22 protein-coding genes and 1 riboswitch are annotated in these 25,279 nt (G+C 70.5%); of the genes, 5 read left to right on the forward strand and 17 right to left on the reverse strand.

Translation table 11 applies throughout. The annotated features are described in order from the left end of the window. Positions 1-108: 108 nt before the first annotated feature. A complete protein-coding gene (locus STRBO_RS0129855; protein ID WP_005478294.1) occupies positions 109-1,251 on the reverse strand; it encodes a glycosyltransferase family 4 protein in 1,143 nt (380 codons plus the stop codon). Between the two features lie 207 nt (positions 1,252-1,458). On the opposite strand from STRBO_RS0129855, the gene STRBO_RS0129860 reads away from it, so the two are divergent. Then, positions 1,459-2,685 carry a glycosyltransferase 87 family protein gene (locus tag STRBO_RS0129860; RefSeq protein WP_028796921.1) on the forward strand — a complete coding sequence of 409 codons (1,227 nt, stop codon included), beginning with the start codon at positions 1,459-1,461 and terminating at the stop codon, positions 2,683-2,685. A gap of 177 nt (positions 2,686-2,862) precedes the next feature. On the opposite strand, the gene STRBO_RS0129865 is transcribed toward STRBO_RS0129860, so the two are convergent. The 5 genes from STRBO_RS0129865 to STRBO_RS0129885 form a co-directional block, all read right to left on the reverse strand. Beyond that, a complete protein-coding gene (locus STRBO_RS0129865; RefSeq protein WP_005478298.1) occupies positions 2,863-4,077 on the reverse strand; it encodes a hypothetical protein in 1,215 nt (404 codons plus the stop codon). A 97-nt stretch (positions 4,078-4,174) separates the two neighbouring features. Further along, a complete protein-coding gene (locus STRBO_RS0129870; protein ID WP_020115269.1) occupies positions 4,175-5,206 on the reverse strand; it encodes a C40 family peptidase in 1,032 nt (343 codons plus the stop codon). A 309-nt stretch (positions 5,207-5,515) separates the two neighbouring features. Further along, entirely contained in the window at positions 5,516-6,550 is a 1,035-nt protein-coding gene (locus STRBO_RS0129875; RefSeq protein WP_020115270.1) for a C40 family peptidase, read from the reverse strand. A 259-nt stretch (positions 6,551-6,809) separates the two neighbouring features. Further along, a complete protein-coding gene (locus STRBO_RS0129880; RefSeq protein WP_005478301.1) occupies positions 6,810-8,153 on the reverse strand; it encodes an NYN domain-containing protein in 1,344 nt (447 codons plus the stop codon). A 34-nt stretch (positions 8,154-8,187) separates the two neighbouring features. Next, positions 8,188-8,427 carry a hypothetical protein gene (locus tag STRBO_RS0129885; RefSeq protein WP_005478302.1) on the reverse strand — a complete coding sequence of 80 codons (240 nt, stop codon included), beginning with the start codon at positions 8,425-8,427 and terminating at the stop codon, positions 8,188-8,190. A gap of 198 nt (positions 8,428-8,625) precedes the next feature. On the opposite strand from STRBO_RS0129885, the gene STRBO_RS0129890 reads away from it, so the two are divergent. Both STRBO_RS0129890 and STRBO_RS0129895 read left to right on the forward strand, forming a co-directional pair. Further along, positions 8,626-9,381, forward strand: coding sequence for a rhomboid family intramembrane serine protease (locus STRBO_RS0129890; protein ID WP_005478304.1), 756 nt, complete (start codon positions 8,626-8,628; stop codon positions 9,379-9,381). Next, positions 9,378-9,659: an Lrp/AsnC family transcriptional regulator gene (locus STRBO_RS0129895; RefSeq protein WP_005478309.1), complete on the forward strand. Its 282-nt coding sequence runs from the start codon at positions 9,378-9,380 to the stop codon at positions 9,657-9,659. The genes STRBO_RS0129890 and STRBO_RS0129895 overlap by 4 nt, the downstream gene beginning before the upstream one ends. 254 nt (positions 9,660-9,913) lie before the next feature. On the opposite strand, the gene STRBO_RS0129900 is transcribed toward STRBO_RS0129895, so the two are convergent. From STRBO_RS0129900 to ctaE, 6 genes are all read right to left on the reverse strand, one after another. Further along, positions 9,914-11,275: an aminotransferase class V-fold PLP-dependent enzyme gene (locus STRBO_RS0129900; RefSeq protein ID WP_005478312.1), complete on the reverse strand. Its 1,362-nt coding sequence runs from the start codon at positions 11,273-11,275 to the stop codon at positions 9,914-9,916. 117 nt (positions 11,276-11,392) lie between these two features. After that, a riboswitch (SAM riboswitch) is annotated at positions 11,393-11,507 on the reverse strand. A gap of 338 nt (positions 11,508-11,845) precedes the next feature. Continuing rightward, positions 11,846-12,910 carry an anthranilate phosphoribosyltransferase gene (trpD, locus tag STRBO_RS0129905; RefSeq protein ID WP_020115271.1) on the reverse strand — a complete coding sequence of 355 codons (1,065 nt, stop codon included), beginning with the start codon at positions 12,908-12,910 and terminating at the stop codon, positions 11,846-11,848. Positions 12,911-13,066: 156 nt separating this feature from the next. After that, positions 13,067-14,707: a cytochrome bc1 complex cytochrome b subunit gene (gene qcrB / locus STRBO_RS0129910; protein WP_005478316.1), complete on the reverse strand. Its 1,641-nt coding sequence runs from the start codon at positions 14,705-14,707 to the stop codon at positions 13,067-13,069. Then, positions 14,704-15,759, reverse strand: coding sequence for a cytochrome bc1 complex Rieske iron-sulfur subunit (gene qcrA, locus STRBO_RS0129915; protein WP_005478318.1), 1,056 nt, complete (start codon positions 15,757-15,759; stop codon positions 14,704-14,706). The genes qcrB and qcrA overlap by 4 nt, the downstream gene beginning before the upstream one ends. After that, positions 15,756-16,565 (reverse strand): cytochrome bc1 complex diheme cytochrome c subunit, encoded by an 810-nt coding sequence (qcrC, locus tag STRBO_RS0129920; RefSeq protein WP_005478320.1) that lies wholly within the window; start codon positions 16,563-16,565, stop codon positions 15,756-15,758. Before qcrC ends, qcrA begins: the two co-directional genes overlap by 4 nt. A 98-nt stretch (positions 16,566-16,663) precedes the next feature. Next, positions 16,664-17,284 carry an aa3-type cytochrome oxidase subunit III gene (gene ctaE, locus STRBO_RS0129925; RefSeq protein ID WP_005478323.1) on the reverse strand — a complete coding sequence of 207 codons (621 nt, stop codon included), beginning with the start codon at positions 17,282-17,284 and terminating at the stop codon, positions 16,664-16,666. 164 nt (positions 17,285-17,448) lie between these two features. Between ctaE and STRBO_RS0129930 the strand changes: the two genes are divergently transcribed. Further along, the gene (locus tag STRBO_RS0129930) at positions 17,449-17,850 is read left to right on the forward strand and encodes a response regulator (protein WP_005478325.1); all 402 of its coding nucleotides are present in this window, start codon (positions 17,449-17,451) and stop codon (positions 17,848-17,850) included. A gap of 18 nt (positions 17,851-17,868) precedes the next feature. Here the strand turns inward: STRBO_RS0129930 and STRBO_RS0129935 are convergent, their stop codons facing one another. The 4 genes from STRBO_RS0129935 to ctaC form a co-directional block, all read right to left on the reverse strand. Further along, positions 17,869-19,116, reverse strand: coding sequence for a L,D-transpeptidase (locus tag STRBO_RS0129935; protein WP_005478326.1), 1,248 nt, complete (start codon positions 19,114-19,116; stop codon positions 17,869-17,871). 144 nt (positions 19,117-19,260) lie between these two features. Continuing rightward, positions 19,261-19,659 (reverse strand): cytochrome c oxidase subunit 4, encoded by a 399-nt coding sequence (locus STRBO_RS0129940; RefSeq protein ID WP_020115274.1) that lies wholly within the window; start codon positions 19,657-19,659, stop codon positions 19,261-19,263. Next, on the reverse strand, positions 19,656-21,395 hold the full coding sequence (gene ctaD / locus STRBO_RS0129945) for an aa3-type cytochrome oxidase subunit I (RefSeq protein ID WP_005478330.1): 1,740 nt from the start codon (positions 21,393-21,395) through the stop codon (positions 19,656-19,658). Before ctaD ends, STRBO_RS0129940 begins: the two co-directional genes overlap by 4 nt. After that, positions 21,392-22,351 carry an aa3-type cytochrome oxidase subunit II gene (gene ctaC, locus STRBO_RS0129950; RefSeq protein WP_020115275.1) on the reverse strand — a complete coding sequence of 320 codons (960 nt, stop codon included), beginning with the start codon at positions 22,349-22,351 and terminating at the stop codon, positions 21,392-21,394. Before ctaC ends, ctaD begins: the two co-directional genes overlap by 4 nt. Before the next feature lie 281 nt (positions 22,352-22,632). Here ctaC and STRBO_RS0129955 point away from each other — a divergent pair, with 281 nt between their 5' ends. Beyond that, positions 22,633-24,015: a cysteine desulfurase/sulfurtransferase TusA family protein gene (locus STRBO_RS0129955; protein ID WP_005478332.1), complete on the forward strand. Its 1,383-nt coding sequence runs from the start codon at positions 22,633-22,635 to the stop codon at positions 24,013-24,015. A gap of 156 nt (positions 24,016-24,171) precedes the next feature. On the opposite strand, the gene STRBO_RS0129960 is transcribed toward STRBO_RS0129955, so the two are convergent. Then, entirely contained in the window at positions 24,172-25,146 is a 975-nt protein-coding gene (locus STRBO_RS0129960; protein ID WP_005478334.1) for a carbohydrate kinase family protein, read from the reverse strand. Positions 25,147-25,279 lie beyond the last annotated feature (133 nt).

Below are 25,279 nucleotides of genomic sequence, written 5' to 3' on the forward strand. Positions count from 1 at the left end.
TAGAGGCCGCGTCCGACCGGCGGCCGTTACCGGGGCGCCGGTCGCTCTCGAAAGACGAGTTCCGGTCGTCCTGTGGCTGGTCGCGCGGTTGCCCGTGCCGTCACGGGGCTACAGCAGGGTTTTCAAAGTTTCCGCCAAGAGGTCCCAGCGCCATTTCTCCTCCACCCACTCCCGCCCCCGCTGTCCCATGCGGGCCCGCAGCTCCGGGTCGCCGAGGAGGGTGACGACGCGCTCGGCGGCGTCCGTCGGGGAGCCGCCCCGTACGACCCAGCCGGTCTCGCCGTCGAGCACGGCGTCGGGGGCGCCGCCCGAGTCGCCCGCCACCACCGGCAGACCCGTCGCGGAGGCCTCCAGGTAGACGATCCCGAGCCCCTCCACGTCCAGACCGCCCCGGCGGGTGCGGCACGGCATGGCGAAGACGTCGCCGGCGCCGTAGTGGGCGGGCAGCTCGGCCCAGGGGACGGCGCCGGTGAAGCGGACGGACGCGGCGACCCCGGTCTCGCGGGCGAGCCCGCGCAGCTCCTTCTCGTACGGTCCGCCGCCGACGATCAGCAGCACGGCGTCCGGCTCCTTCGCCAGGATGCCCGGCATCGCCCGGATCAGCGTGTCCTGCCCCTTGCGCGGCACCAGCCGCGAGACACAGACGACGACCGGGCGGTCGGTGAGCCCGAGCCGGGCCCGGACCTCCGCGCCGCCGGAGCCCGGGTGGAAGGTCTTCTCGTCGACACCGGGCGGCAGCTGGACCATCCGCCCGGCCGCGTCGGGGGTGAGGGCCGTGGCGATCCGGGAGCGGGTGTACTCGCCCAGATAGGTGATCGTGTCCGTGCCCTCGCCGATCCGCCGCAGCAGCTGCCGGGCGGCGGGCAGCTGGGCCCAGCCCGCCTCGTGGCCGTGCGTGGTGGCCACCAGCCGCTCCGCGCCCGCCCGGCGCAGCGCCGGGGCCATCAGACCGAGCGGGGCCGCCGCGCCGAACCACACCGACGTGCAGCCGTGCTCCCGCAGCAGTGAGACCGCGCGGCGGGTGACGGCGGGCGTCGGCAGCAGCATGGTCGTCCGGTCGCGTACGACGGTGAAGGGCTGCTCGGCGTCGAAGTCGGCCGTCGCCCGGACGCCCTCGTGGCTCCGCTTCCAGGTCGAGGCGTAGACGACGATCCGCTCGGGGTCCAGCCGCAGCGCCATGTTGTGCAGAAACGCCTGGATGCCGCCGGGCCGGGGCGGGAAGTCGTTGGTCACGATCAGGGTCTTGTGCATCGCCGCCGACCCTACCGAACCGCTTCCGGCCGGCTGTCCGCAGGCACAGCCACACCGCCCCGGCCACCGCCCGGCCCGGCCACCGCCCGCCCCGGCCACGCTTGACGGCCGCTTCACAGGCCGGCGGGGGATCATGTCCCTCACAGACGCGGAACGCGGCGCTGAACGCGGCGCGGACGGACAGGGACTCACGTGGCGCAGAAGGACATGACGGGCTCTCGCCGGCTCCCGTTCGGGCTGCTCACCCTCTGGGGCGCGACCCGGCTTGTGCTGCTGCTGTTCGTCTTCAAGGTGTACGTCTTCCCGGGCCCCGACGTCACCGGTGACGTCTCGGTGATCTACCGGGGGTGGTACGAGACCCTGCGCACCGGGACGTATCCCCTGGACGACGTCACCTGGCAGTACCCGCCCGCCGCCGCCCTCGCGATCCTCTCCCCCGCGCTGCTGCCCTTCCTGGACTACGCGTCGGCGTTCTTCGTCCTCGCGTTCCTCGCCGACCTGGTGGTGCTCGCGCTGCTCCTGTACGCGGGCGCCCGCCCCGGCGGGTCCGGGCGCGGCGCCCGGGTGTGGGTGGTCGGCCTTCCGCTCCTCGGCCCGACCGCGTACGCCCGCTACGACGTGATGGTGACGGCGGTGGCGGTGGCGGCCCTGCTCGCGGGCAGCCGCCATCCGCGCGCGATGGGGGCGCTGACGGCCTTCGCGGCCCTGCTGAAGGTCTGGCCGGCGCTGCTGCTCCTGGGCGTCCGCGGACGCGCCGCCTGGGCGTGGGCGGCGGGTACCGGTCTCGTGGTGGCCGGCCTCTTCGCCCTCTCCATGCCCGGTGCCTTCGCCTTCCTGACGTTCCAGCGCGAGCGGGGCACCGAGGTGGAGTCGCTGGGCGCCCTCGTGCTGCATGTGGCCCGGCACTTCGGCTGGGACGGCGAGGTGCTGCTCAACTACGGCTCCGTGGAGTTCCTCGGCGCCCACGTCGACACGGTCAGCGACGCGGCCCTGCTGCTCAGCGGGGTGGCGTTCGCCTGGCTGCTGCTGTGGCGGGTGCGGGCCCGGCGGTTCGCGGCGCACACGCTCGCGGACGCGGCGTTCGTGGCGGTGCTGATGTTCACGGCCACGAGCCGGGTGATCAGCCCCCAGTACATGGTGTGGCTGGTCGGTCTCGCCGCGGTGTGCCTCTGCTTCCGGGCGAGCCGTATGGGAGTGCCCGCGGTCATGGTCCTGGTGGCGTCCTTCGTGACCGTCCTGGAGTTCCCGATCTGGTTCGCCCACGTCGTCGCCAGCGACTGGCTGGGCGTGACCCTCCTGTTCGTCCGCAACGGCCTGCTCGTCGCCGCGGGCCTCCTCGCCGCGTACGAACTGTGGCAGGACACGGTCCCCCGGCCCGCCCCGGGCCCCCTGCCGGACCCGCCCTCCCGCACGGAGGAACCCCTGGGCACCTGAACCGCCCCCTGGCGCGGTCGTCGTCCGGGTGCGGCTCAGGTGCGGGCTGAAAACCCAGGGCCCGCGCCCCTGAAAACCCAGGGCCCGAGGCGCAGCCCGGCCTTCCAGGGGCGCGGGGAACTGCGCGAGAACCCCCACCGACCCGCGGCCGACGATCCAACCCCCCGCACCCAGGCCTCAGCGCAGCTGGGCCCGTACGTACTCGCGCCACTTCGCCGTGAAGTCCTCGACCGTCGTCCCCAACACCTCCTCCAGCGCCCCCTCCACCGCCCCACCGCGCCCGCCGTGCGCGCCCACCGCCCGGTAGAACGCGTCGAGGCGGCCCTCGCCCCAGCGGTCGGCGATCATGCGGCAGGCCAGCCACCCGCCCTCGTAGGCCCGTGCGAGCCCGCCGGAGTCGCCGGAGAAGCCGAAGTCGGCGTCGGCGGGCAGGGCGCTCGGGGCCCGGCCCTCCGCGACGGCGCGCTCGAGTTCGGGGGCCACCTCGGACGCCGTACGGCCGGCCTTTCGGTAGCCGACCCAGTCCGCGTAGCCCTCGGAGAGCCACAGGGGCGTGGAGGTGTCGGTGTGGACGCGGGTGGCGACGTGGGTCGTCTCGTGGGTGAGGACGACCTGCTTGCCGAAGTCACCGAGCAGCGCGTACGCGTCGGGGTTGACGACGATCCGGTCCGCCGGCGCCCTCGCCGAACCCCCCGTCTCCCCGGTGGTGACCGCCGCGATCCCCCGGTACCCGGAGGCCGGCGCCCCCAGCAGCCCCGCCATCTCCTCCAGCGACTCGGGGACGACGACCACGACCCGCCGCGCCCAGTCCTCGCCCCACGCCTCGGTGACGGCGGGCACGGCCCGGTCCGCCAGCGCCGCGTAGGCCCGCAGGTCCGCCACCGACCGTCCCACCCCCAGCACCAGACTCCGCGCCCCGCGCACGGCCCGTATCCGCCCCTGCTCCCACAGCTGTTCGGTGCCCTCCTTCGAGGGCTCGTCGGCGGCGACCCGCCACACCCCGTCGTCGTCCCGGACGAGGGTCAGCGTCCGTACGGCGGTGACGGGCGCCCGGTCGTAGCCGCGTATCCGGTAGCGGAGGGCGGCCTCGGCCGTGGCCCGGTCGCCGGAGCGGTGGAAGGCGGTGAGGTCGTACGACCAGGAGGCCAGCGGCAGGCCGCGGAGGTTGGTGAACTCGGCCTCCCCGGTGGCCAGTCGGCCGGAGGCGGCGCCGGCCGCCTCGGTCGCGCGGTAGGCCGCCCCGTCCCGTTCCAGGACCGCCGTGGCCCGTCGGTCGAGCATCCGCAGCACCTCGGAGCGGGCGGTGTCGGGCGCCGCCGGCCCGCCGCAGCCGGCGAGGAGGGCGAGGGCGAGCGCGGCCGCCGGGAGAACACGTCCGGGGCCCGGGAGCACTCCGGACCCCGCACGCGTCGTGCGCCTTCGGCCAGCCACGTTCCCGATCGTACGGGGCCCCGGTCACCGGCCGTCGGCGGCCGGGACCCGGCGCCGGTCAGGGACGGGTGACCGAGGCGATCGGCATCATGCCGACGGGGTCGTGGCGGACCGGGGCGCCCGGGTAGGGGGCGTGGATGACCTGGCCGTTGCCGACGTACATGCCGACATGGCTGGCGTCGGGCCGGTAGGTGACGATGTCGCCGGGCCGGGCCTGCGAGAGCGGGACCTGGGTGCCCGCGTACCGCTGGGCCTGCGAGGTGCGCGGCAGCCCGACGCCGGCCTGTCCGTACGACCAGACCATGAGACCCGAGCAGTCGAAGCCGTGCGGGCCGGTGGCGCCCCACACGTACGGCTTGCCGAGGGCGGAGCGGGCTGCGGCGACGGCGGCGGCCGCGCGGCCGTTCGGGGCGACGGCGCCGGAGGGGTCCGGCATGTCGGTGCGGCCGGGGCCGGTGGAGCGGGAGGCGCGGTCGTACTCGGCACGCTCCTCGTCCGTGAGGGAGTTGAGCAGCCGACGGGCCGCCGCGAGCTTCCCCTCGACGACCCGCTTGTGCCGGGCGACGGCCTTGCGGCTCTTCTCCAGCTCCGTGAGCTTGCCGCGGGCCTCCGCACGGTCCTGGGACAGTTCACGCAGGGACTGCCGCAGGTCGTGGAGCTCGCCCGCCTGGTGGACGCTGATGCGGTCCAGGGCGGCGGCCGTGTCGAGGTAGTCGTCCGGGTCGTCGGAGAACAGCAGCGCGATCGACGGGTCGAGGGCGCCGGAGCGGTACTGGGCTCCGGCGAGCGAACCCAGCGACTCCCGCATGACGTTGACGCGGTCCTGCTGCCGGGCGATCGAGTCCTGCGCGATACCGACCTGGTCGCGCAGCTCGTCGGCGCGCTCGTCGGCCTTGTTGTAGGCCTCGGTGGCCCGCTCGGCCTCCTCGTACAGCCGGTCCACCTCGGCCCGGATGGTGTGGTGCGGCGCGGCGGCGGCCTGCTGGAGGGGGATGGCGCCGAGGGCTGCGGCAGCGGCGGACAGCACACCGAGGGCGGCGGCCGCGCCCCGGTCGAACCCGGACGGTACAAGGCGACTGTGGGACACCACGGGAAGCCGCACTCCCTTCGACGACGGACAGGGCCCTCCCCCGGGCCGGACGGCGACCCGGAGGGGGCGCGCTCACGGCGGGTGAGGGAAGCGCGGCCGACAGTAGCCGCGCGACCGTGTCCCAGCCAAAGACCTCGGCGGCCACACAGCGTGACGTCCGGGCTGGGGCCCCAGGTCACCAGCGGGGAAAGGGGTCAGCGCGAGGCACGGGAATTCGCCCGTTCGGGCGGCCCTGTGTCCTGATCTTGAACAAAAACAGGGCCGACCGTCACGTTCTGTGACGGTCGGCCCTGATCAGGCGGGAGGGCGTCAGGCGACGCGGACACCGAACTGGAAGGAACCGATGGTGCTCATCGACTCGTAGCGGACGACCTTGCCCGGGTACGGGGCGTGGATGACCATGCCGTTGCCCGCGTAGAGGCCGACGTGGCCGAGGTTGTTGAAGAAGACCAGGTCGCCCGGCATCAGCTGGTCGCGGCCGATCTTCGTGCCGTCGTTCTGCTGCGTGTACGTGGTCCGGGTGATCGACACACCGGCCTGGGCGTAGGCCCACTGGGTCAGCCCGGAGCAGTCGTAGGAGTTCGGGCCGCTGCCGCCGGAGACATAGGGCTTGCCGAGCTGGGTGTCGGCGGCGGCGAGGGCGGCGGCGCCCCAGCTGGAGGCGGGCGCCTCGTCGCCGAGCTCGACGCGGTCCCCGGCGTCGCGGCTGGCGCGGGTCTCCTGCTCGTCCAGATCGGCCTTCTCCTCGGCCGTCAGGGAGTTGAGGAGCTTCTGCGCGGCGGCCAGCTTGCTCTGGACTTCCTTCTTCTTCTTGGCCAGGGTCTCGCGGGTGTCCGCGAGGTCCTCCAGCTTCTCCGTGGCCTCCTGGCGCTGCTGCGCGAGTGTGCGCTGCTTGTCCTGGATCTTCTTCAGCGCCTCGACCTGCTGGCTGGTCAGCTGGTCGAGGGTGGCGGCCTTGTCCAGGTATTCGTCCGGATCGGCGGAGAGGAAGAGCTGGATCGAGGAGTCGATGCCGCCCGAGCGGTACTGGGCGCTGGCCGCCAGGCCTATGCCCTCACGCAGTTCGTTGAGCTCCTCCTGGCCCTTGGCGACGTTGTCCTGGATCGTGGAGATCTCTTTTTCGAGCTTCTCCTGCTTCTCCTCGGCCCCGTTGAGCTTGTCGGTGGCCCGCCCGGCGTCCTCGTAGAGCTTGTGGACCTTGGTCTTGACCTCGTCCTTGCTCGGCTTCTCCGCGGGCGCGGCGTTGGCGGCCTGCGCACTCAGGGCCACGGCAGCGGCGGCGGCGGTGGTGAGCACGGTCACGCGCGCACGGCTCGGCTGCTTGAGTCGACGGTGGGACGCCACGGTAGGTGAACTCCTTCATGTGAGCGACCGGCCGGCGGGGACTCCGGCGACGATCACCCGTTCAGAGGTTTGAGCCCAGACCCTAGTGACCCAACGGTGATCACTTCAAATCCCCCACAGGAAAAATCCCGTCCCAGGGCGCACAATTTACACTCAACGCACATGCGGTAATGCTCGGTTGACGCTACGTCGCGCAACGTTTCGGTCAATTCGGGCATAGGGCCTGTTTGTTGCTGTTGGGGCGGACGGTGTCGAAAGCTCAGGTAAGCCGCTTGAGGAGCACCGCGGACGCCACCGGGCGGGCACCCGCCTTCGCGATCCCGTCGGCGACCTCCCGGTCGGTGGAGGCGACGATGACCGGCCGGCCGGGCGGCTCGGCACGCACCAGCTGGCGAATCAACTCGTCGGCGGTGACACCCGGCTTGGAGAACAGCACCCGCACCCCGCGCGGCGGCGCGAGCAGCACCGGCGCGGCCAGCTCGGCCCCGTCGAAGACGCAGGTGACCTCGGCGCCGGTCTGCGCGGCGAGCTGGGAGAGCTGCCCGAGGAGTCTGAGGCGCTGCTTCTCCAGCGGCATCTGCGGATAGCCGGTCTTGGTCACGTTGTAGCCGTCGACGACGAGATGCGCCTGCGGCAGCGCCAGCAACTGGTTCAGGATCGCCGGGTCGTTCTCCGACAGCGCGCGGGCGGCGATGTCCTTGGGGGTCATCCGCCCCGGCTCGACCGCGTCGACGGTCTCGGCGGGCCGTACGGAGACCGGCGGCAGCGCCAGCTCGCGGCGCAGCCCCTGGGCGGCCTCCAGCACGGTGTCCAGCAGCAGCCGTACCCGCATGTCCTCGACGCTGCGGCCCTCGCGGGCGGCCCGCCGGGCGGCCTCCAGGGCGGTCTCCGCCTCGCCGAGCCGGGCCTTGAGCCGCCGGCTCTCGCTCTCGGCGGCGGACACCTGGGCGTGGCCCTCGGCGCGTACGGTCTCCATCTCGGCGTGCAGCTTGCGCAGGGCGGCCTCGCCCCGCTTGACGTCGCTGAGGGCGGCCCGGAGCTTGCGGTGCATCGAGTCGGCCTCCTTCTTGGCCGCCTCCAGCTCCGCGCGCAACCGCTCCGTCTCGGACTTCGTGTGACCACGGGCCTCGGCGAGCTGCTCGCGCAGCCGCTCCAGCTCGGCACGGCTCTCCTCGTCGGCCCGCTCGGCGTCCGCCCGCAGGGCCTCCTCGCCGGCGGCGGCGACCAGCTTCACCCAGCCCGTGGGGCGCAGCACATAGGCCGCGGCCGCCACGTCCAGCGGGTCAGCGGCCGGCGGCGGCGTGCCCGTGTCGAGGGCGCCGGACAGCTCCGGGTGGGCCTCCCGGAACCGCTCCCCGATCCGCTGTCTGAACAGCGTGTCGCTCTCCACGGCGGCCGCCATCGCGTTCCCGGCGAACTTCACCCGACGGGTCGGGGTGAACCGGGCGTACTGCCTGAGCTGTGCGGGCAGTTCGGCGACCGTCAGGCCGCCGAACCCGTCCGAGACGATCTGCACGACCCGCTTGCGCACGCCCTCGGGCAGCGGGCGGTCGAGCACCTCGGCGGCGCCGTCGCCCGGCCCCCCGCCTGCGGTCTCCACCATCCGTCACCCCACTGTCCGTGCGGGACCGGCTCCCTCAGGAGTCGGCGCCCGGCCTGTCCACGAGTTCCACCTGGTCCACTGCGTTGCACCAGCGGCAGCGCACCGACTCGATGGTCTCACTGACCACCTCGCGCTCCTCGACCTTGGGCTGCCCGGCGAGGTCGAGGTGCACGTACTCGACGACCTTCGACGAGCGGGTCACGTCGAACCGCGTGAGATTGCCACAGAGCGTGCAGCGCCAGCGGGTCGTGTCCGTCGGCAGGGGAACCGTCATCGTGGCTGCTCTTCCTTCTTCCAGTCTCCGTGAAGCGCCGACGTCCCGGTGCTTGTGGCTCGTAACCCTACGGCCTGACCGGTACCGGACGCCCGTTCGCCCACGGCGGCGGCGCCGATCGGCTCCGGCGGCGCGGGCGATGCGCGCGGGCGGCGAGGCGGTCTGTGCGAGTGGGTCCCGTTACGTCATGCTCTGCGCATGATCGGCAAGTGGATCGCCCCGGCCGCCCGGGCCGTACGGAACGAGTCGGCGCCCGTCACCTACGGGCTGATCGCCGCCTGCTGTGCGATTTTCCTGATCGGACCGGCTGCGGGCCTCAACCCCGCGTACGGCACCGGGGACGAACTGCTCGCCGCGCAGCGCGCGTACTTCCATCGCTGGGGCGTCGTCCCCGTCGAACTCTTCGACGGCACTCCGCGCGCGGCACTGACCCCCCTCACCGCGCTCTTCGTCCACGGCAGCTGGCTGCACCTCCTCGGCAACATGCTCTTCCTCTTCGTCTTCGGGGCGATGGCCGAGGAACGCATGGGCCGGGTGGCGTTCGCCCTGTTCTACGTGAGCTGCGGCTACCTCGCGCTGGTGGCGTACGCGGCGGCCCACTCCGGGTCGCCGCAGTCCCTGGTCGGCGCCTCCGGGGCGATCTCCGCGGTCCTCGGCGCGTTCCTGTACCTGTTCCCGCGGGCGCGGGTGACGAGCCTCCTGCCCTTCCTCTTCTTCCTCCCGCTGCGCTTCCCGGCATGGGTGACCCTGCCGTTCTGGGTGAGCCTGCAGTGGCTGGCGGCGGGGCGGCAGACCTCGGGGCCGGGCGTCGCCTATCTGGCGCACCTGGTCGGGTTCGCACTGGGGTTCGTCTTCGCGTGGGGGCGTTTCGGGCGTGGGGCTAGAGTGAAACCGCCAGCGGACGCGTCAGGACACGTCCCTGCTCCGGCCCCCGAGGGAGAGAAACAGCCGTGATCACCGCGATCGTGCTCATCAAGACCAGCGTGGACCGGATCCCGGAGATCGCGGAGTCGATCGCCGCGATCGACTCGGTGACCGAGGTGTTCTCCGTGACCGGCACGTACGACCTGGTCGCCATGGTGCGGGTGAAGGAGCACGAGGACCTCGCGGACGTGATCCCCGGCCGTATCAGCAAGATCCCGGGCGTCCTCGGCACGGACACCCATGTCGCCTTCCGCGCCTACTCCCAGCACGACCTGGAGGCGGCCTTCGCCATCGGGCTGGACGGCTAGGGGCCTCTCACGCGGGCCGCTGCGGCGGGGGTCGGTCGGGGAGGTCGACGGCCGCGACGCCCTCGGTCGAGGACGGCGTCGCGCAGGTTCGGCCCGTCGACGGACTCCGTGGCCGTCCACGGCCGCTCGCCCTCGGTGTCCGCGTCGACGACCCGTGCGGTGTGCGTGCCGTTCCCGCCGAGGGTCCTTCTGGCGCAGCGCCCGCACCCCGTGCACCCACGTCGGGGACACGCCGGGGGATCAGCCCGTTCGGGTCAGACGGCCGGGACGCAACGGCCGTTCTCCGTGCGGTAGTTCCACTTCGCGCCGTTCCGTACGAGTTCCTTCACGGCGCGCACGAAGCGCTCCACGTGCTCGTCGGGAGTGCCCGCGCCGAAGCTCACCCGGATCGCGTTGAGGGAGCGCTCGCCGGGCGCCGCCTCGGGCGCGCCGCACTCGCCCTGGTTCTGCGGGTCGCTGCCGAGGAGGGTGCGGACGAGGGGGTGGGCGCAGAAGAGGCCGTCGCGTACGCCGATGCCGTACTCGGCGGAGAGGGCGGCGGCGAAGTGGGAGCTGTTCCAGCCCTCGACGACGAAGGAGAGGACGCCGACGCGCGGGGCGTCGTCCCCGAAGAGGGAGAGGGTCCGCACCTCGGGCACCTCGGCGAGCCCTGCCCGTACGGCGTCGATCAGATGCCGCTCCCGGGCGACCAGCGTGTCGAACCCGGCCTCGGTGAGGGCCTTGCAGGCGGAGGCGATGGAGTGAACACCGATGACGTTGGGCGAGCCGGCCTCGTGGCGCGCGGCGCTCTCGTGCCACTCGACGTCCACGCCGCCGTCCGTCCGGCGGGTCACCTTGCGGCTGGCGCCGCCGCCCGCGAGATACGGGTCGGCCGCACGCAGCCAGTCGGCGCGCCCGGCGAGCACGCCGGACCCGAACGGCGCGTACAGCTTGTGCCCCGAGAAGGCGACCCAGTCCACGTCCAGCTCCTGCACGGAGACGGGGTGGTGGGGCGCCAGCTGGGCGGCGTCGAGCACGATCCGCGCGCCGTGCGCGTGCGCGGCGGCGGCCAGTTCGCGCACCGGCCAGATCTCCCCGGTGACGTTCGAGGCACCGGTGACGCACACCAGCGCCGGCCCGTGCGGGTCACGTCCGGCCAGCGCGGCCACCAGGGTGGCCACGGCCTGCCCGGGCGTACGCGGCGCGTCCAGGTAGGTCACCCGGGCGTCGCGCCAGGGCAGCAGCGAGGCGTGGTGCTCGGTCTCGAAGACGAAGACCTGGCAGTCGGCGGGCAGGGCCGCGGCCAGGAGGTTCAGGGAGTCGGTGGTCGAACGGGTGAAGATCAGCTGGTCGTCGGCCCGGCAGTCGAGGAACTCCGCGACGGTTGTGCGGGCGTTCTCGAAGAGGTCGGTCGACAGCTGGGAGAGGTAGCCGGCACCGCGGTGGACGCTGCCGTAGTAGGGCGCGTACGCCGCCACGTCGTCCCACACGCGCTGCAGGGCCGGGGCGCTGGCGGCGTAGTCGAGGGCGGCGTAGGTGACCTCACCACCGGTGACGAGGGGGACGGTGACATCTCGGCCCAGAACGGGCAGCGGGGCACAGACGGCACGGTCGGCGGCAAGGGTGGAGACAGACATGGCGAACTCCCGTGAGGGGCATGCCGAAGGAGGGCATGCGGAGAAAAGAGAAAAGGGTGCGCGGAGGCGGGGCTCGGCGGCCCTATCGCATTCGCTTGCTCACGGAAGACTCCCTCGAAGCCGCGCTTGCCGTAGACCTCGCTGCCTACGGCCCGGTCTTCACCCGGGGCACCCCGCCACGACGGAGGGTTGCCGGACAGCCAGCCGGGGCTTAGGGCTGTCACTCATGACCTGATCAGGAACGTACGTGAAGTGATCGGCGCGCCGCAACTCGTGTCCGGATGGCGGAATGGGGCGCGTGACGGGTCGAGGGCGCGGTTTCGTCTGCGGGTGCGGGTCCGGTGGGGGCTCCTCGCGCAGTTCCCCGCGCCCCTGAAAAGCAGGGGCCGCGCCCCGTGCTTTTCCCCGCCCCACCACCGCCCTTGAAGCCCGCCCGACCGCCGTCCTTGGCCCGCCCCACCGCCGTCCTCCAGCCCCGCCCGACCGCCGTCCTTCAGGCCCGCAGGGCCTGATGTCTTCAGGGGAGCGGGGAACTGCGCGAGAAGCCCCACCGGGCCCGCGCCCGACGCACTACCGGTTGGTGGCGGCGACCCACCGTTCGAGAGCTTGTCGCGCAGCCCCCGAGTCGATCGACTCCGCGGCCCTGGCCATCCCGTCCCGCAGCTGCTCCGCCAGCGGCCCGGACGTCGGCGACAACGCCACCAGCGCCGCCGCCGAGTTCAACAGCACCGCATCCCGCACCGGCCCGGTCTCGCCGCCCAGCAACCGCCGCGCGACATCCGCGTTGTACGACGCGTCGGCCCCCCGCAGCGCCTCCACGGGCACGAGCTCCAGCCCCACGTCGCGCGGGTCGAAGGCCTCCTCGGTGACCTTGCCGTCCCGGACGACCCACACCCGTGACGTCGCCGTCGTCGTCAGCTCGTCGAGGCCGTCGTCGCCCCGGAAGACCAGCGAGGAGTTGCCGCGCCCGGCGAAGACGCCCGCCATGATGGGGGCCATCCGGGGGTCGGCGACACCGACGGCCTGGGCGCGCACCTTCGCGGGGTTGGCCAGCGGGCCGAGCGCGTTGAAGACCGTCCTGATGCCCAACTGGCCCCGCGCGGCGGCCACATGACGCAGCGCCGGATGGAACTTCACCGCGAAGCAGAAGGTGATCCCGGCTTCGTCGGCGACCTCGGCCACCCGCTTCGGGGTCAGCTCCAGATTGACGCCCAGTTTCTCCAGCACGTCGGACGCGCCGGACGCCGACGACGCGGCCCGGTTCCCGTGCTTGACGACCTTCGCGCCCGTACCGGCGACGACGATCGACGACATCGTGGAGATGTTGACCGTCTTGGCGCCGTCCCCGCCCGTGCCGACGATGTCGACCGTCTCCCCGGCCACCTCGATCACGTTGGCGTGCTCGTAGAGCGCGTCGACGAGACCGGTGATCTCCTCGACGGTCTCCCCCTTGGCCCGCAGCGCCACCACGAACCCGGCGATCTGCGCGTCCGTCGCCTCGCCGCGCATGATCTGGTCCATCGCCCAGAAGGTGGCACCGGCGTCCTGGTCGTGCCCGGACAGCAGCGCGTTCAGTACCGCCGGCCAGGAACGGCCCGCCGCGGTGTCGCCTCCAGCGGGGGTCACAGCGCTCATAGCCGCTCCTGGGTGTCGTCACCGCGGGCAGAAAGGGGCCGCGCGGATCGTGAAATCACTGATGCACCCACCCTATCCAGGTCGGAGCACGGCGAAGGGCCCCCGTCCGAAGATCGGACGGGGGCCCTTCGACCGTGGTGTGGCGAAGCGGGACGATCAGTGGTGGCCGTGGCCGCTCGTGATCTCCTTGTACTCCTCGACGGTGGGCTTGGCGATCTGGCTGTCCTCGCCGTAGTAGCCCTTGCTCAGCTTGGCGCGGAGCTTCGACAGGCGCGTGATCTTGCGGGCGACACCGTTCTCGTCGACCGCGGCACCGATCTCGGCCGGCGCGTACTGCTCGTGCGCCGTGAGCGTGTGCAGCTGCTCCTGGCTGAGCGGCTCGTGGACCTCGATGAACTCACCGTGCGGCAGACGCTTGATGATGCCGGTCTCCCGACCGTGCAGCACCTTGTCCTTGTCCCGGCGCTGCAGGCCGAGGCAGATGCGCTTGGTGACGATGAACGCGATCACCGGGGCCACGAAGAACGCGATCCGGACGAACCAGGTGATCGAGTTGATCGACAGGTGGAAGTGGGTCGCCCAGAGGTCGTTTCCACCACCGATCAGCAGGACCATGTACCAGGTGATCCACGCGACACCGAAGGCCGTACGGGTCGGGACGTTGCGCGGGCGGTCCAGGATGTGGTGCTCGCGCTTGTCGCCGGTGACCCAGGACTCGATGAACGGGTAGACCGCGATCGCGACCAGGACCAGCGGGAAGATCACCAGCGGGATGAACACGCCCAGGACGAGCGTGTGGCCCCAGAAGTTGATCTCCCAGCCCGGCATGACACGGATCAGGCCCTCGGAGAAGCCCATGTACCAGTCGGGCTGGGCGCCGGTGGACACCTGGTCCGGCCGGTAGGGGCCCATGGTCCAGATCGGGTTGATCGTGGCGATCGCCGAGATCACCGAGATGACGCCGAAGACCAGGAAGAAGAAGCCTCCGGCCTTCGCCATGTACACCGGGAGCAGCGGCATGCCGACGACGTTGTTGTTCGTCTTGCCGGGGCCCGCGAACTGCGTGTGCTTGTGGTAGAAGACCAGGATCAGGTGCGCCACCAGCAGGCCGAGCATGATGCCCGGCAGCAGCAGGATGTGGACCGAGTAGAAGCGGGCCACGAAGTCGCCGCCCGGGAACTCTCCGCCGAAGAGGAAGAACGACAGGTACGTGCCGACGATCGGCACGGACAGGACCGCCCCCTCCATGAAGCGGACACCGGTGCCGGAGAGCAGGTCGTCCGGGAGCGAGTAACCGGTGAAGCCGGTGAACATGCCGAGGACGAACAGCAGGAAGCCGAACAGCCAGTTGACCTCACGCGGCTTGCGGAACGCGCCCGTGAAGAACACGCGCATCATGTGCACGAACATGCCGGCGAGGAAGATCAGCGCCGCCCAGTGGTGGATCTGCCGGATCAGCAGACCACCGCGCACCTCGAACGAGATGTGCATGGTCGAGTTGAACGCCTCGGACATCAGCTGGCCCTGCAGCGGGACGTACGGGCCGTGGTACTCCACCTCGTTCATCGACGGGTGGAAGAACAACGTCAGGTACACACCCGTGAGGATGATGATGATGAAGCTGTACAGGCAGATCTCACCCAGCATGAACGACCAGTGGTCGGGGAAGATCTTGCGCATGTTGGACTTGGCCAGGGAGTAGATCCCGAGCCGGCCGTCGGCCCAGTCGGCGACGCGCTCGCCGGCCGGTGCCTTCTCGCGCCTGTCGCGCGAACCGGTGGTGGTCGTAGTGCTCATCCGCGCTCCCAGAAGGCAGGACCGACGGGCTCATCGAAGTCGCTGACCGCTTCGAGGTAGCCGTCTTCACCGACGGTGATCCTCAGCTGCGGAAGGGCGTGACCCGCGGGGCCGAAGATGACCCGTCCGCCGTCGGCGAGGTCGAAGGTGGACTGGTGGCAGGGGCAGAGCACGTGGTGCGTCTGCTGCTCGTACAGGGAGATCGGGCAGCCCACGTGGGTGCAGATCTTCGAGAACGCCACGATGCCCTCGTGGGACCACTCCAGCTCGCGCTTGTCCTTGATGTCGTCCGGCTGGATCCGGACGATCATCAGGGCGTCCTTGGCGATGTTCTTCTGGAAGTCGTGGTCGTGCTCGCTCAGGCCGTCCGGCATGGCGAAGGTCAGCGACCCCACCGCGACGTCCGAGGGACGCAGCGGCTCGTTGGTGTTCATGTTGAGGAGCTTCTTGCCCTTGGCCCAGGTGGTGTGGCGCAGCTTGGTGCCGGGCGCCGGACCGAGGCCGCCCAGCAGCATCACACCGGAGAGCGGGAACAGGGCCAGCGCGCCGAACATCGTGTTGCGGATCAGCTTGCGACGGCCGAGCGCGGACTCCTTGGCACCGTCCGCGAAGTCCGCCAGGACCTTCGCCTTGACCTCGGGCGCCGCCTCGATCGGGTGACGCTCGTCGGCGACCTCCACGTCCGACATCAGCGTGCGGGCCCAGTGGACCGCGCCCGCGCCGATGCAGAACAGCGAGACGCCCAGCGTCATGCCCAGCGCGAAGTTCAGCGCGCTGATGTGACCGATCGGCCAGACGTAGATCGACTTGTGTACGTCGATCACGAGGTACGAGGCGATGAAGGCGACGGTGGCCAGCATCGACACCGTGAACATCAGGGCGACCGTCCGCTCGGACCGCTTCGCGGCCCGCTCGTCGATGTCCTGGACCCGGTGCTCGTGGGGCGGGAGGCCGGGGTCCGCGAAGGGATGCTTCTCGTCCGCGACCTGCACCGCGCCGTGCGCGTCCTGCTCGATGGGCAGGTTCTCTTCTGGAATCTCTTGGCTACTCATGACTTCTTGGCCTTTGCGGTCCGAGCGGCGACCCAGACGGCGACGGCGATCAGCAGGCCGAGCCCGAACACCCAGCCGAAGAGACCTTCGCTGACCGGGCCGAGTCCGCCGAGGCTGAGGCCACCGGGCTCCACGGTGTCGTCGCCGTTGACCGCGTCGAGGTACGCGATGATGTCCTTCTTGTTTTCTTCCGTCAGCGTGGTGTCGGGGAAGGACGGCATGTTCTGCGGGCCCGTCTGCATGGCCTCGTAGATGTGCTTCGGGGAGACACCCTCAAGGTCCGGCGCGTACTTGCCCTCGGACAGCGCACCGCCCTTGCCGGTGAAGTTGTGGCACTGCGTGCAGTTGGTGCGGAACAGTTCGCCGCCCTCGGCGATGTCCGCGCCCTCGGGGTCGTACGCGCTCTCGGTCGGGATCTCCGGACCGGCGCCCAGCGACGAGATGTACGCCGCGAGCTGGTCGATCTCGGCCTGCGAGTACACGACCGGCTTCTTCGGGATCTGCGCGCCCGGCTGCTGGGCCGGCATACGGCCGGTGCCGACCTGGAAGTCGACTGCCGCCGCGCCCACACCCACCAGGGAAGGACCGTCGGTGGTGCCCTCACCGCCGTTGCCGTGGCAGCTGGCGCACCCGACCGAGTAGAGCTTCTTGCCCTCCTCGATGGTCAGGGTCTGGGCGGTTTCGTCGGCCTGCGCCTTGTCCGCGGGGGCGAAGGCGGTGTACAGCCCCGCGCAGGCCGCCAACGCGATGAATAGGACGACGACCGCCGCCAGCGGATGGCGTCGTCGTGCGGAGAGCTTTTTCACGGATTACCCCGGTGTCAGGATCTTCTGCGTCGGTGCTTCTGGAAGGGTCGTTCTCGGTTCGAGGCAGGCGTTCGGTCCGCCCGGCCCGGCCGCCCGGTCTACTTGATCATGTAGATCGTGGCGAAGAGGCCGATCCAGACGACATCGACGAAGTGCCAGTAGTAGGACACGACGATGGCCGCGGTGGCCTGCTCGTGGGTGAACCTCTTGGCCGCGTAGGTGCGTCCGAGGACCAGCAGGAAGGCGATGAGACCGCCCGTCACGTGCAGGCCGTGGAAGCCGGTGGTCAGGTAGAACACCGAGCCGTACGGGTCGGACGAGAGCGACAGGCCCTCGTGCTTGACCAGCTCGGTGTACTCGAAGACCTGACCGCCGATGAAGATCGCACCCATCACGAACGTGACGATGAACCACATCCGGAGCTTCTTCACGTCCCCGCGCTCGGCGGCGAACACACCGAGCTGGCAGGTGAGGGAGGAGAGCACCAGGATCGTGGTGTTCGTCGCCGAGAACGGGAAGTTCAGAGTGCCGGCCTTCTCGTGCCAGAACTCCGGACCGGTCACCGATCGCAGGGTGAAGTACATCGCGAAGAGGGCCGCGAAGAACATCAACTCGGAACTCAACCAGATGATGGTTCCGACGCTGGTGAGGTTCGGCCGGTTGACCGACGGGTGCGCGTGCCCGGTTTCTACTGTCGTTGCTGTCGCCACGACCGACATTATGTCGGTCGCTTATCCCGCCCTCACTCCGGGGGGTGCCGTTCGGAGTGTTGCTCCCTTCCGTACCGGTGCTGACGTGGTGTTCGAGGGAGTAGCATCCGCGCATCGGGCCCTGTCCGTCTTGTTGTCCGTACGACGTCCGACCACTGCGTAACGGAGGAACAATGCAGCCGACCGCCACGGTGCTGGTCTACAGCGACGACTCGGGCACCCGGGAGCAGGTGCGGCTGGCCACCGGCCGGCGACCGGCTGCCGACGTGCCGCAGGTCGAGTTCTTGGAGTGCGCCACCCCGGCCGCCGTCATCAAGGAGCTGGACAGGGGCGGGATCGACGTCGTCGTCCTGGACGGCGAGGCCGCGCCCATGGGGGGCATGGGCGTGTGCCGGCAGATCAAGGACGAGATCTTCGAGTGCCCGCCCGCCTTGGTGCTGATCGCGCGGCCGCAGGACGCGTGGCTGGCGACCTGGAGCCGGGCCGACGCGGCGGTGACGCTGCCGGTGGAGCCGGTGGAGTTCGCCTCGGCACTGGCGTCGCTGCTGCGCCGCAAGCAGGCGCTGAGCGCCTAGCCCGCCGCGGGCCCGCCCCTACACCGACTCCGGTCTCAGGCGGGCCTGCACCTGGGCGGAGGGCGTTTCCGCGGTGCCGCCGACCAGGGCGCTGCCCTCGCGCCAGTTCTTCCAGTCGAGGTTCCAGTCGCCGTAGCCGTTGCCGAAGGGGGCCATGGTGTCGCCGGCCGAGTTGACGACCTCGACGATGTCGCCCTCGTTGATGGTGTCGTAGAACCACTCGGCGTTGCCCATGCTCATGCCGGTGCAGCCGTGGCTGACGTTGGCGTATCCCTGGGAGCCGGTCGACCAGGGGGCCGCGTGGACGTACTCGCCGCTGTTGGTGACCCTGACGGAGTGGTGCACGGTCAGGTCGTAGAAGTCCGACGCGCCTATGCTGGCGCTGGTCATGCGAACGGTGCCTTCCTTGGCCAGGACGACCTTGACGCCGTTGCGGGTGTCGTAGCCGGGTCTGCCGGTGGTCACCGGTATCTCCTTGATGACCTGGTCGTTCTTGTAGACCGTCATCCGGTGCGAGGAGGCGTCGGTGACGGCGACTATCTTGGCGCCGGTCGTCAGCTCGATGGGCTCGGCCTTCCCGCCCCAGAGCCGGTCGCCGACCTTGAGGCCCTCCAGGTTGCTGTGCACCCGGATGGTGGCCTCGGCGGGCCAGAACTCCTTCGGGCGGTAGTGGAGCTTCTTGTCGTCCACCCAGTGCCAGGCGCCCTCGGCGGCGGGGGTGGAGTCCACCTTCAACGCGCGTTCGACGACGGCCCTGGCGGCTTTGTCCTTGACCGGGCGGCTCAGCTCCGCGGTGACGGGCTGACCGACGCCGTACCGGCCCTCCTTCGGCCCGAAGGTGACGTTCAGGCGCTTCTTGGTGAGGGGGCGGCCGGTGTCGAAGGCGAGGGTCTCGCGGCCGGGGGCGCCGTCCTCGTCCTCGGTGCTCACCCGGACCGTGTAGCGGGCGTTGGCGGCCAGCGGTGAGGTGGAGTGCCAGCGGCCTCCGTCCTCGGAGAGTTCGCCCGCCACATAGCGTCCTGCGGCGTCCACGGCGGTGACGTCGGTGATGCGTCCGTCGTCCTGCGCCGTGACTTCCAGCGGCTTGTCGGGGTCGGCCTTGGCGCCCTCGCCGGTCGGTGTGTTGAAGGAGACCTGGTCGGCCGCGTCGTACGGCTTGCCCGAGAGCGGGTGGCCACCGGAACCGCAGGCGGTGACGCCCGCTCCCAGGGAGACCACCAACAGGGTGCAGCCGGCGACCGTACGGTTACGGGGTGATGTGCTCATGAGTTCACCGTAGGAACGCCCGTCAGGCGTGGCGCGCCGGGTGACCCGACCGAGCTACGGACGGTGTGGCAAAAGGGGGAAGCCCGGACCTCCTCTCGGAGTGTCCGGGCTTCCGTCCGCTCTGCGCGTGTTACGGGCGCGGTGTCACTGGTTCTGGCTCTCGCCCCGGTAGTACTCGAAGACCCAGCCCCAGAGACCGATCAGGATGATCGGGGTGGAGAAGTACAGCAGCCACCAGCCGAAGACGACGCCCATGAAGGCGAGGGCGCCACCGATGCCGAGGGCGAGGGGCTGCCAGCTGTGCGGGCTGAAGAACCCGATCTCACCGGCGCCGTCCGCGACGTCGGCCTCCTTGTCGTCCTGCGCGCCCACGTCGACCCGCCGGGCCGTGAAGGCCAGGTAGTAGCCGACCATGATGCACAGGCCGAAGGCCAGGAACAGCGCCGTGGTACCGGCCGGCTCCTTCGACCACACGCCATAGACGATCGCCATGGCGAGGACGAAGACGCTCAGCCAGATGAACATCTTGCCTTGGACCTTCACTTGCCGGCCTCCTTGCCGCTGGCCGCGAGCTCGTCCGCCGCCGGGCCGCCGTGCGCGAGCTGTTCGAGCGCGGCGATCTCCGGGTGGTGCAGGTCGAACGCCGGGGATTCACTGCGGATCCGCGGCAGGGTGAGGAAGTTGTGCCGCGGCGGCGGGCAGGACGTCGCCCACTCCAGCGAGCGGCCGTAGCCCCACGGGTCGTCGACCTCGACCTTCTTGCCGTACTTGGCCGTCTTCCACACGTTGTAGAGGAACGGCAGGATCGACAGACCGAGGACGAACGAGGCGATCGTGGAGATCGTGTTCAGCGCGGTGAACCCGTCGGCCGCGAGGTAGTCCGCGTAACGACGCGGCATGCCCTCCGCGCCCAGCCAGTGCTGGACGAGGAACGTGCCGTGGAAGCCGATGAACAGCGTCCAGAAGGTGATCTTGCCGAGGCGTTCGTCGAGCATCTTGCCCGTCATCTTCGGCCACCAGAAGTGGAAGCCGGAGAACATCGCGAAGACGACGGTGCCGAACACCACGTAGTGGAAGTGCGCCACCACGAAGTACGAGTCCGAGACGTGGAAGTCCATCGGCGGCGAGGCCAGGATGACACCGGTCAGACCACCGAAGGTGAAGGTGATCAGGAAGCCGGTGGCCCAGAGCATCGGTGTCTCGAAGGACAACGAGCCCTTCCACATCGTTCCGATCCAGTTGAAGAACTTCACGCCCGTCGGTACGGCGATGAGGAACGTCATGAAGGAGAAGAACGGTAGGAGCACGCCGCCCGTGACGTACATGTGGTGCGCCCACACCGTGACCGAGAGGCCGGCGATCGCGATGGTCGCTCCGATCAGGCCCATGTAGCCGAACATCGGCTTACGGGAGAAGACCGGGATGACCTCGGAGATGATGCCGAAGAACGGCAGGGCGATGATGTACACCTCTGGATGGCCGAAGAACCAGAAGAGGTGTTGCCAGAGCAACGCGCCGCCGTTGGCCGCGTCGAAGACGTGCGCGCCGAACTTGCGGTCCGCCTCCAGGGCGAACAGCGCGGCCGCGAGGACCGGGAAGGCGAGCAGGACCAGGACACCGGTCAGCAGCACGTTCCACACGAAGATCGGCATGCGGAACATGGTCATGCCGGGCGCGCGCATGCAGATGATCGTGGTGATGAAGTTGACCGAGCCGAGGATCGTGCCGAAGCCGGAGAAGGCCAGACCCATGATCCACATGTCGGCGCCGATACCCGGGCTGCGGACCGCGTCCGACAGCGGGCTGTAGGCGAACCAGCCGAAGTCGGCCGCGCCCTGCGGGGTGAGGAAGCCGGCGACCGCGATGAGCGAACCGAAGAGGTACAGCCAGTACGCGAACATGTTCAGCCGCGGGAACGCCACGTCCGGCGCGCCGATCTGCAGCGGCATGATCCAGTTGGCGAACCCGGCGAACAGCGGCGTCGCGAACATCAGCAGCATGATCGTGCCGTGCATCGTGAACGCCTGGTTGAACTGCTCGTTCGACATGATCTGCGTGCCCGGACGGGCGAGCTCGGCGCGCATGAAGAGCGCCATGACGCCGCCGATGCAGAAGAACGCGAACGACGTGACCAGGTAGAGCGTGCCGATCGTCTTGTGGTCGGTGGTCGTCAGCCACTTGACGACGACCTCACCACGACGCTGGCGCCGGACCGGCAGCTCGTCCTCGTAGTGGGAACCCGCTGTCTCGGCACCCTGAGGTTCATTGAGGATGCTCACAGTACGTTCGTCTCCCGGTTCTTCTCGTGCTTCGTCTGCTCGATGCCGGCCGGGACGTAACCGGTCTGGCCCTTCTCCACGAGCGACTTGAGGTGCTCCTCGTAGCGCTCCTGGGAGACGACCTTCACGTTGAAGAGCATCCGTGAGTGGTCCACGCCGCACAGTTCGGCGCACTTGCCCAGGAAGGTTCCCTCCTGGTTGGGAGTCACCTGGAAGGCGTTGGTGTGGCCCGGGATGACGTCCTGCTTCATGAGGAACGGCACCACCCAGAAGGAGTGGATGACGTCACGCGAGGTCAGGACGAAGCGGACCGTCTTGCCCTCCGGGAGCCAGAGCGTCGGGCCCGGGTTGCCGGTCTGCGGGTTCTTGTCGCCAGGAATGCCGCAGGTGTAGACGCCGCCGGCGTTCGCCGGGAAGTCCTTCTTGTACCGGTCCGGGATCGCGGCCAGGTTCTCGTCGGTGGCCGCGTCGCCGGTGGAGCCTTCGACGTTCTCGATGTAGTTGAAGCACCAGCTCCACTGGAAGCCCACCACGTTGACCGTGAGATCGGGCTTCTTGGACGTGTCGAGGAGCTTCGACTCGTCGCGGGCGGTGAAGTAGAAGAGCACCGAGACGATGATCAGCGGGACGACCGTGTACAGCGCCTCGATGGGCATGTTGTACCGGGTCTGTGGGGGAACTTCGACCTTGGTGCGGCTGCGCCGGTGGAAGAAAGCACTCCACAGGATCAGGCCCCACACCAGCACGCCCGTGGCGAGCGCGGCCGCCCACGACCCCTGCCACAGGGAGAGGATCCGCGGAGCCTCTTCCGTGGTCGGGGTGGGCATACCCAGGCGGGGGAAGTCCTCCCATGTGCAACCGGTGGCGGTCGCCAGGACCAGGCCTGCGGTCATTGCCTGCAGCAGCTTCCGCCGCATCGGGCGCCGCGGCGAGCGGTCGGAGCCGTTGGGACTCACGTAGCGCCTTCCCGAGAGTCTCGCCCGCGCGGTATGGCTGCGGCCTTCTCGCTGGTCGGTCGCCGCCCTGCGACGGGCAGGGGTTTGGATGTTTATGCGGACCAAACCCTACTGGACGCGTTTTGGGGTCGCGCGGGGAGGGGGGCCCAACACTCCGCGGGTCATGCCGAGCGCGTAATAGCTCGGGGCTTCGGGTGATTTGGCGGGTGCGCGCGCGTTGTGCCTGTTCGCGCAGTTCCCCTCGCCCCGGTGTCGTCGGCCCGAGGCTTTAGCGTTGCCCTGTGGCCTACTTCGACTCCGCTTCCTCCGCTCCCCTTCATCCCGTCGCGCGGCAGGCCCTGACGGCCTCGCTGGACGAAGGGTGGGCCGATCCCGCGCGGTTGTACCGGGAGGGGCGGCGGGCGCGGCTGCTGTTGGACGCGGCCCGGGAGGCCGCCGCCGAGGCGGTCGGATGCCGGGCCGACGAACTGGTCTTCACCTCGTCGGGGACCCGGGCGGTGCACTCCGGGATCGCGGGGGTGCTGGCCGGGCGGCGGCGGGTGGGGCGCCACCTGATCGTGTCGTCCGTCGAACACTCTTCGGTGCTGCACGCGGCGCTGACGCACGAGGCCGACGGCGGGTCGGTCACCCGGGTGGCGGTGGCCCGTACGGGGTCGGTCGCCGTGTCCTCCTACGCCGAGGCCCTGCGCCCCGACACGGCGCTTGCGTGTCTGCAGTCGGCCAACCACGAGGTGGGGACCGAGCAGCCGGTGGCGGAGGTCGCGCGGGCGTGCCGGGCGGCGGGCGTGCCGTTGCTGGTGGACGCGGCGCAGTCGCTCGGGTGGGGGCGGGTGAACGGCGACTGGTCGGTGTTGACCGCCAGCGCGCACAAATGGGGTGGCCCGTCCGGGGTCGGTCTCCTGGCCGTGCGCAAGGGGGTGCGCTTCGCGGCGCAAGGGCCCGCCGACGAGCGGGAGTCGGGGCGGGCCGCCGGGTTCGAGAACATCCCGGCGATCGTGGCGGCCGCCGCCTCGCTGCGGGCCGTGCGGGCGGAGGCGGACGCGGAGGCGGTGCGGCTGCGGGAGTTGACGGAGCGGATCCGGGCGCGGGTGCCGTCGCTGGTGCCCGATGTGGAGGTGGTGGGCGATCCGGAGCGCCGGCTGCCGGGGGTGGTCACCTTCTCGTGTCTCTATGTCGACGGGGAGACCTTGCTCCACGAGCTGGACCGCGAGGGCTTCTCCGTCTCCTCGGGCTCCTCCTGTACGAGCAGCACGCTGACGCCCAGCCATGTGCTGCGGGCCATGGGGGTGCTGAGCGAGGGGAACGTGCGGGTCTCCCTGCCGGCGGGGGCGGCGGCCGAGGACGTCGAACGGTTCCTGTCCGTGCTGCCGGGGGCGGTCGCGGCGGTACGGGAGAAGCTGGGGGCGCCGGTGAGCACCGCCGTGACGGCCGTGCGGGAGGACGCCCTCGTCGTGGACGCGCTCGGCAAGCGGTGCCCGATCCCCGTCATCGAGCTGGCCAAGGTGATCGGGGACGTCCCGGTCGGCGGCACCGTCCGTGTCCTCTCGGACGACGAGGCGGCGCGCCTGGACATCCCGGCGTGGTGCGAGATGCGGGGTCAGGAGTACGTGGGGGAAGAGCCGGCGGAGCGGGGTTCGGCGTACGTGGTGCGCCGGGTGAGCTGACGGGAGCCCCGCGCCCGTGAAGGTGAGGCCGAAGGCCTCTCTTCGGGGCGCGGGGCTGTGTCGTTATGCGGCTCCGCCGCGCGAGCGCGACCGGCCATATCGAATCCGCGGCCGACAACGCACCGACCCGGCAATCCGGTGGTCGCCCCGGCCCTCTCAGCCCAGGTGCTTCTTCACTTCCGCCGCCGCCTCGTCCCCGTAGGCCTTCTCGAACCGGTCCATGAAGTGCGCCCGCCGCAGCTGGTACTCCTGCGTCCCCACCGTCTCGATCACGAGGGTGGCGAGCATGCAGCCGACCTGCGCCGCCCGCTCCAGCGAGACACCCCAGGCCAGCCCGGAGAGGAAGCCCGCCCGGAAGGCGTCGCCGACACCCGTGGGCTCGGCCTTGCGCTCCTCCTCGGGGCAGCCGACCTCGATGGGGTCCTCGCCGGCCCGCTCGACGCGGACGCCGCGCGCGCCGAGCGTGGTCACCCGGTGGCCGACCTTGGCGAGGATCTCCGCGTCCGACCAGCCGGTCTTGGACTCGATGAGGCCCTTCTCGTACTCGTTGGAGAAGAGGTAGGTGGCGCCGTCCAGCAGTATCCGGATCTCGTCGCCGTCCATGCGGGCGATCTGCTGCGAGAAGTCGGCGGCGAACGGGATGCCCCGGGTGCGGCACTCCTCCGTGTGGCGGAGCATCCCCTCCGGGTCGTCCGCGCCGATCAGGACGAGGTCGAGGCCGCCGACGCGGTCGGCGACGGTCTTCAGCTCGATGAGGCGGGCCTCGCTCATCGCTCCGGTGTAGAAGGACCCGATCTGGTTGTGGTCGGCGTCCGTGGTGCACACGAAGCGGGCCGTGTGCAGCGTCTCGGAGATGCGCACGGAGGCGGTGTCCACCCCGTGCCGGTCGAGCCATGCGCGGTACTCGTCGAAGTCGGAGCCCGCCGCGCCGACCAGGATCGGGCGCGTGCCGAGCTGTCCCATGCCGAACGCGATGTTCGCGCCGACACCACCCCGGCGTACGTCGAGCTGGTCGACGAGGAAGGAGAGGGAGACCGTGTGCAGCTGGTCCGCGACGAGTTGGTCGGCGAAGCGGCCCGGGAAGGTCATCAGATGGTCGGTGGCGATGGAGCCGGAGACTGCGATACGCACGGCGAGGACACACTCCTGCGAAGGGAGAGGGGATTGACAGTTCACGCTACCGGGTCCTCCACCTGCTCTGAAGCAGGCGAAACTACCCGATAGTAGGTCTTTCTTCGCGGGTTCGCGGTGCGTACGGTGCCGG

Source organism: Streptomyces bottropensis ATCC 25435 (assembly GCF_000383595.1).
GTDB lineage: Bacteria > Actinomycetota > Actinomycetes > Streptomycetales > Streptomycetaceae > Streptomyces > Streptomyces bottropensis.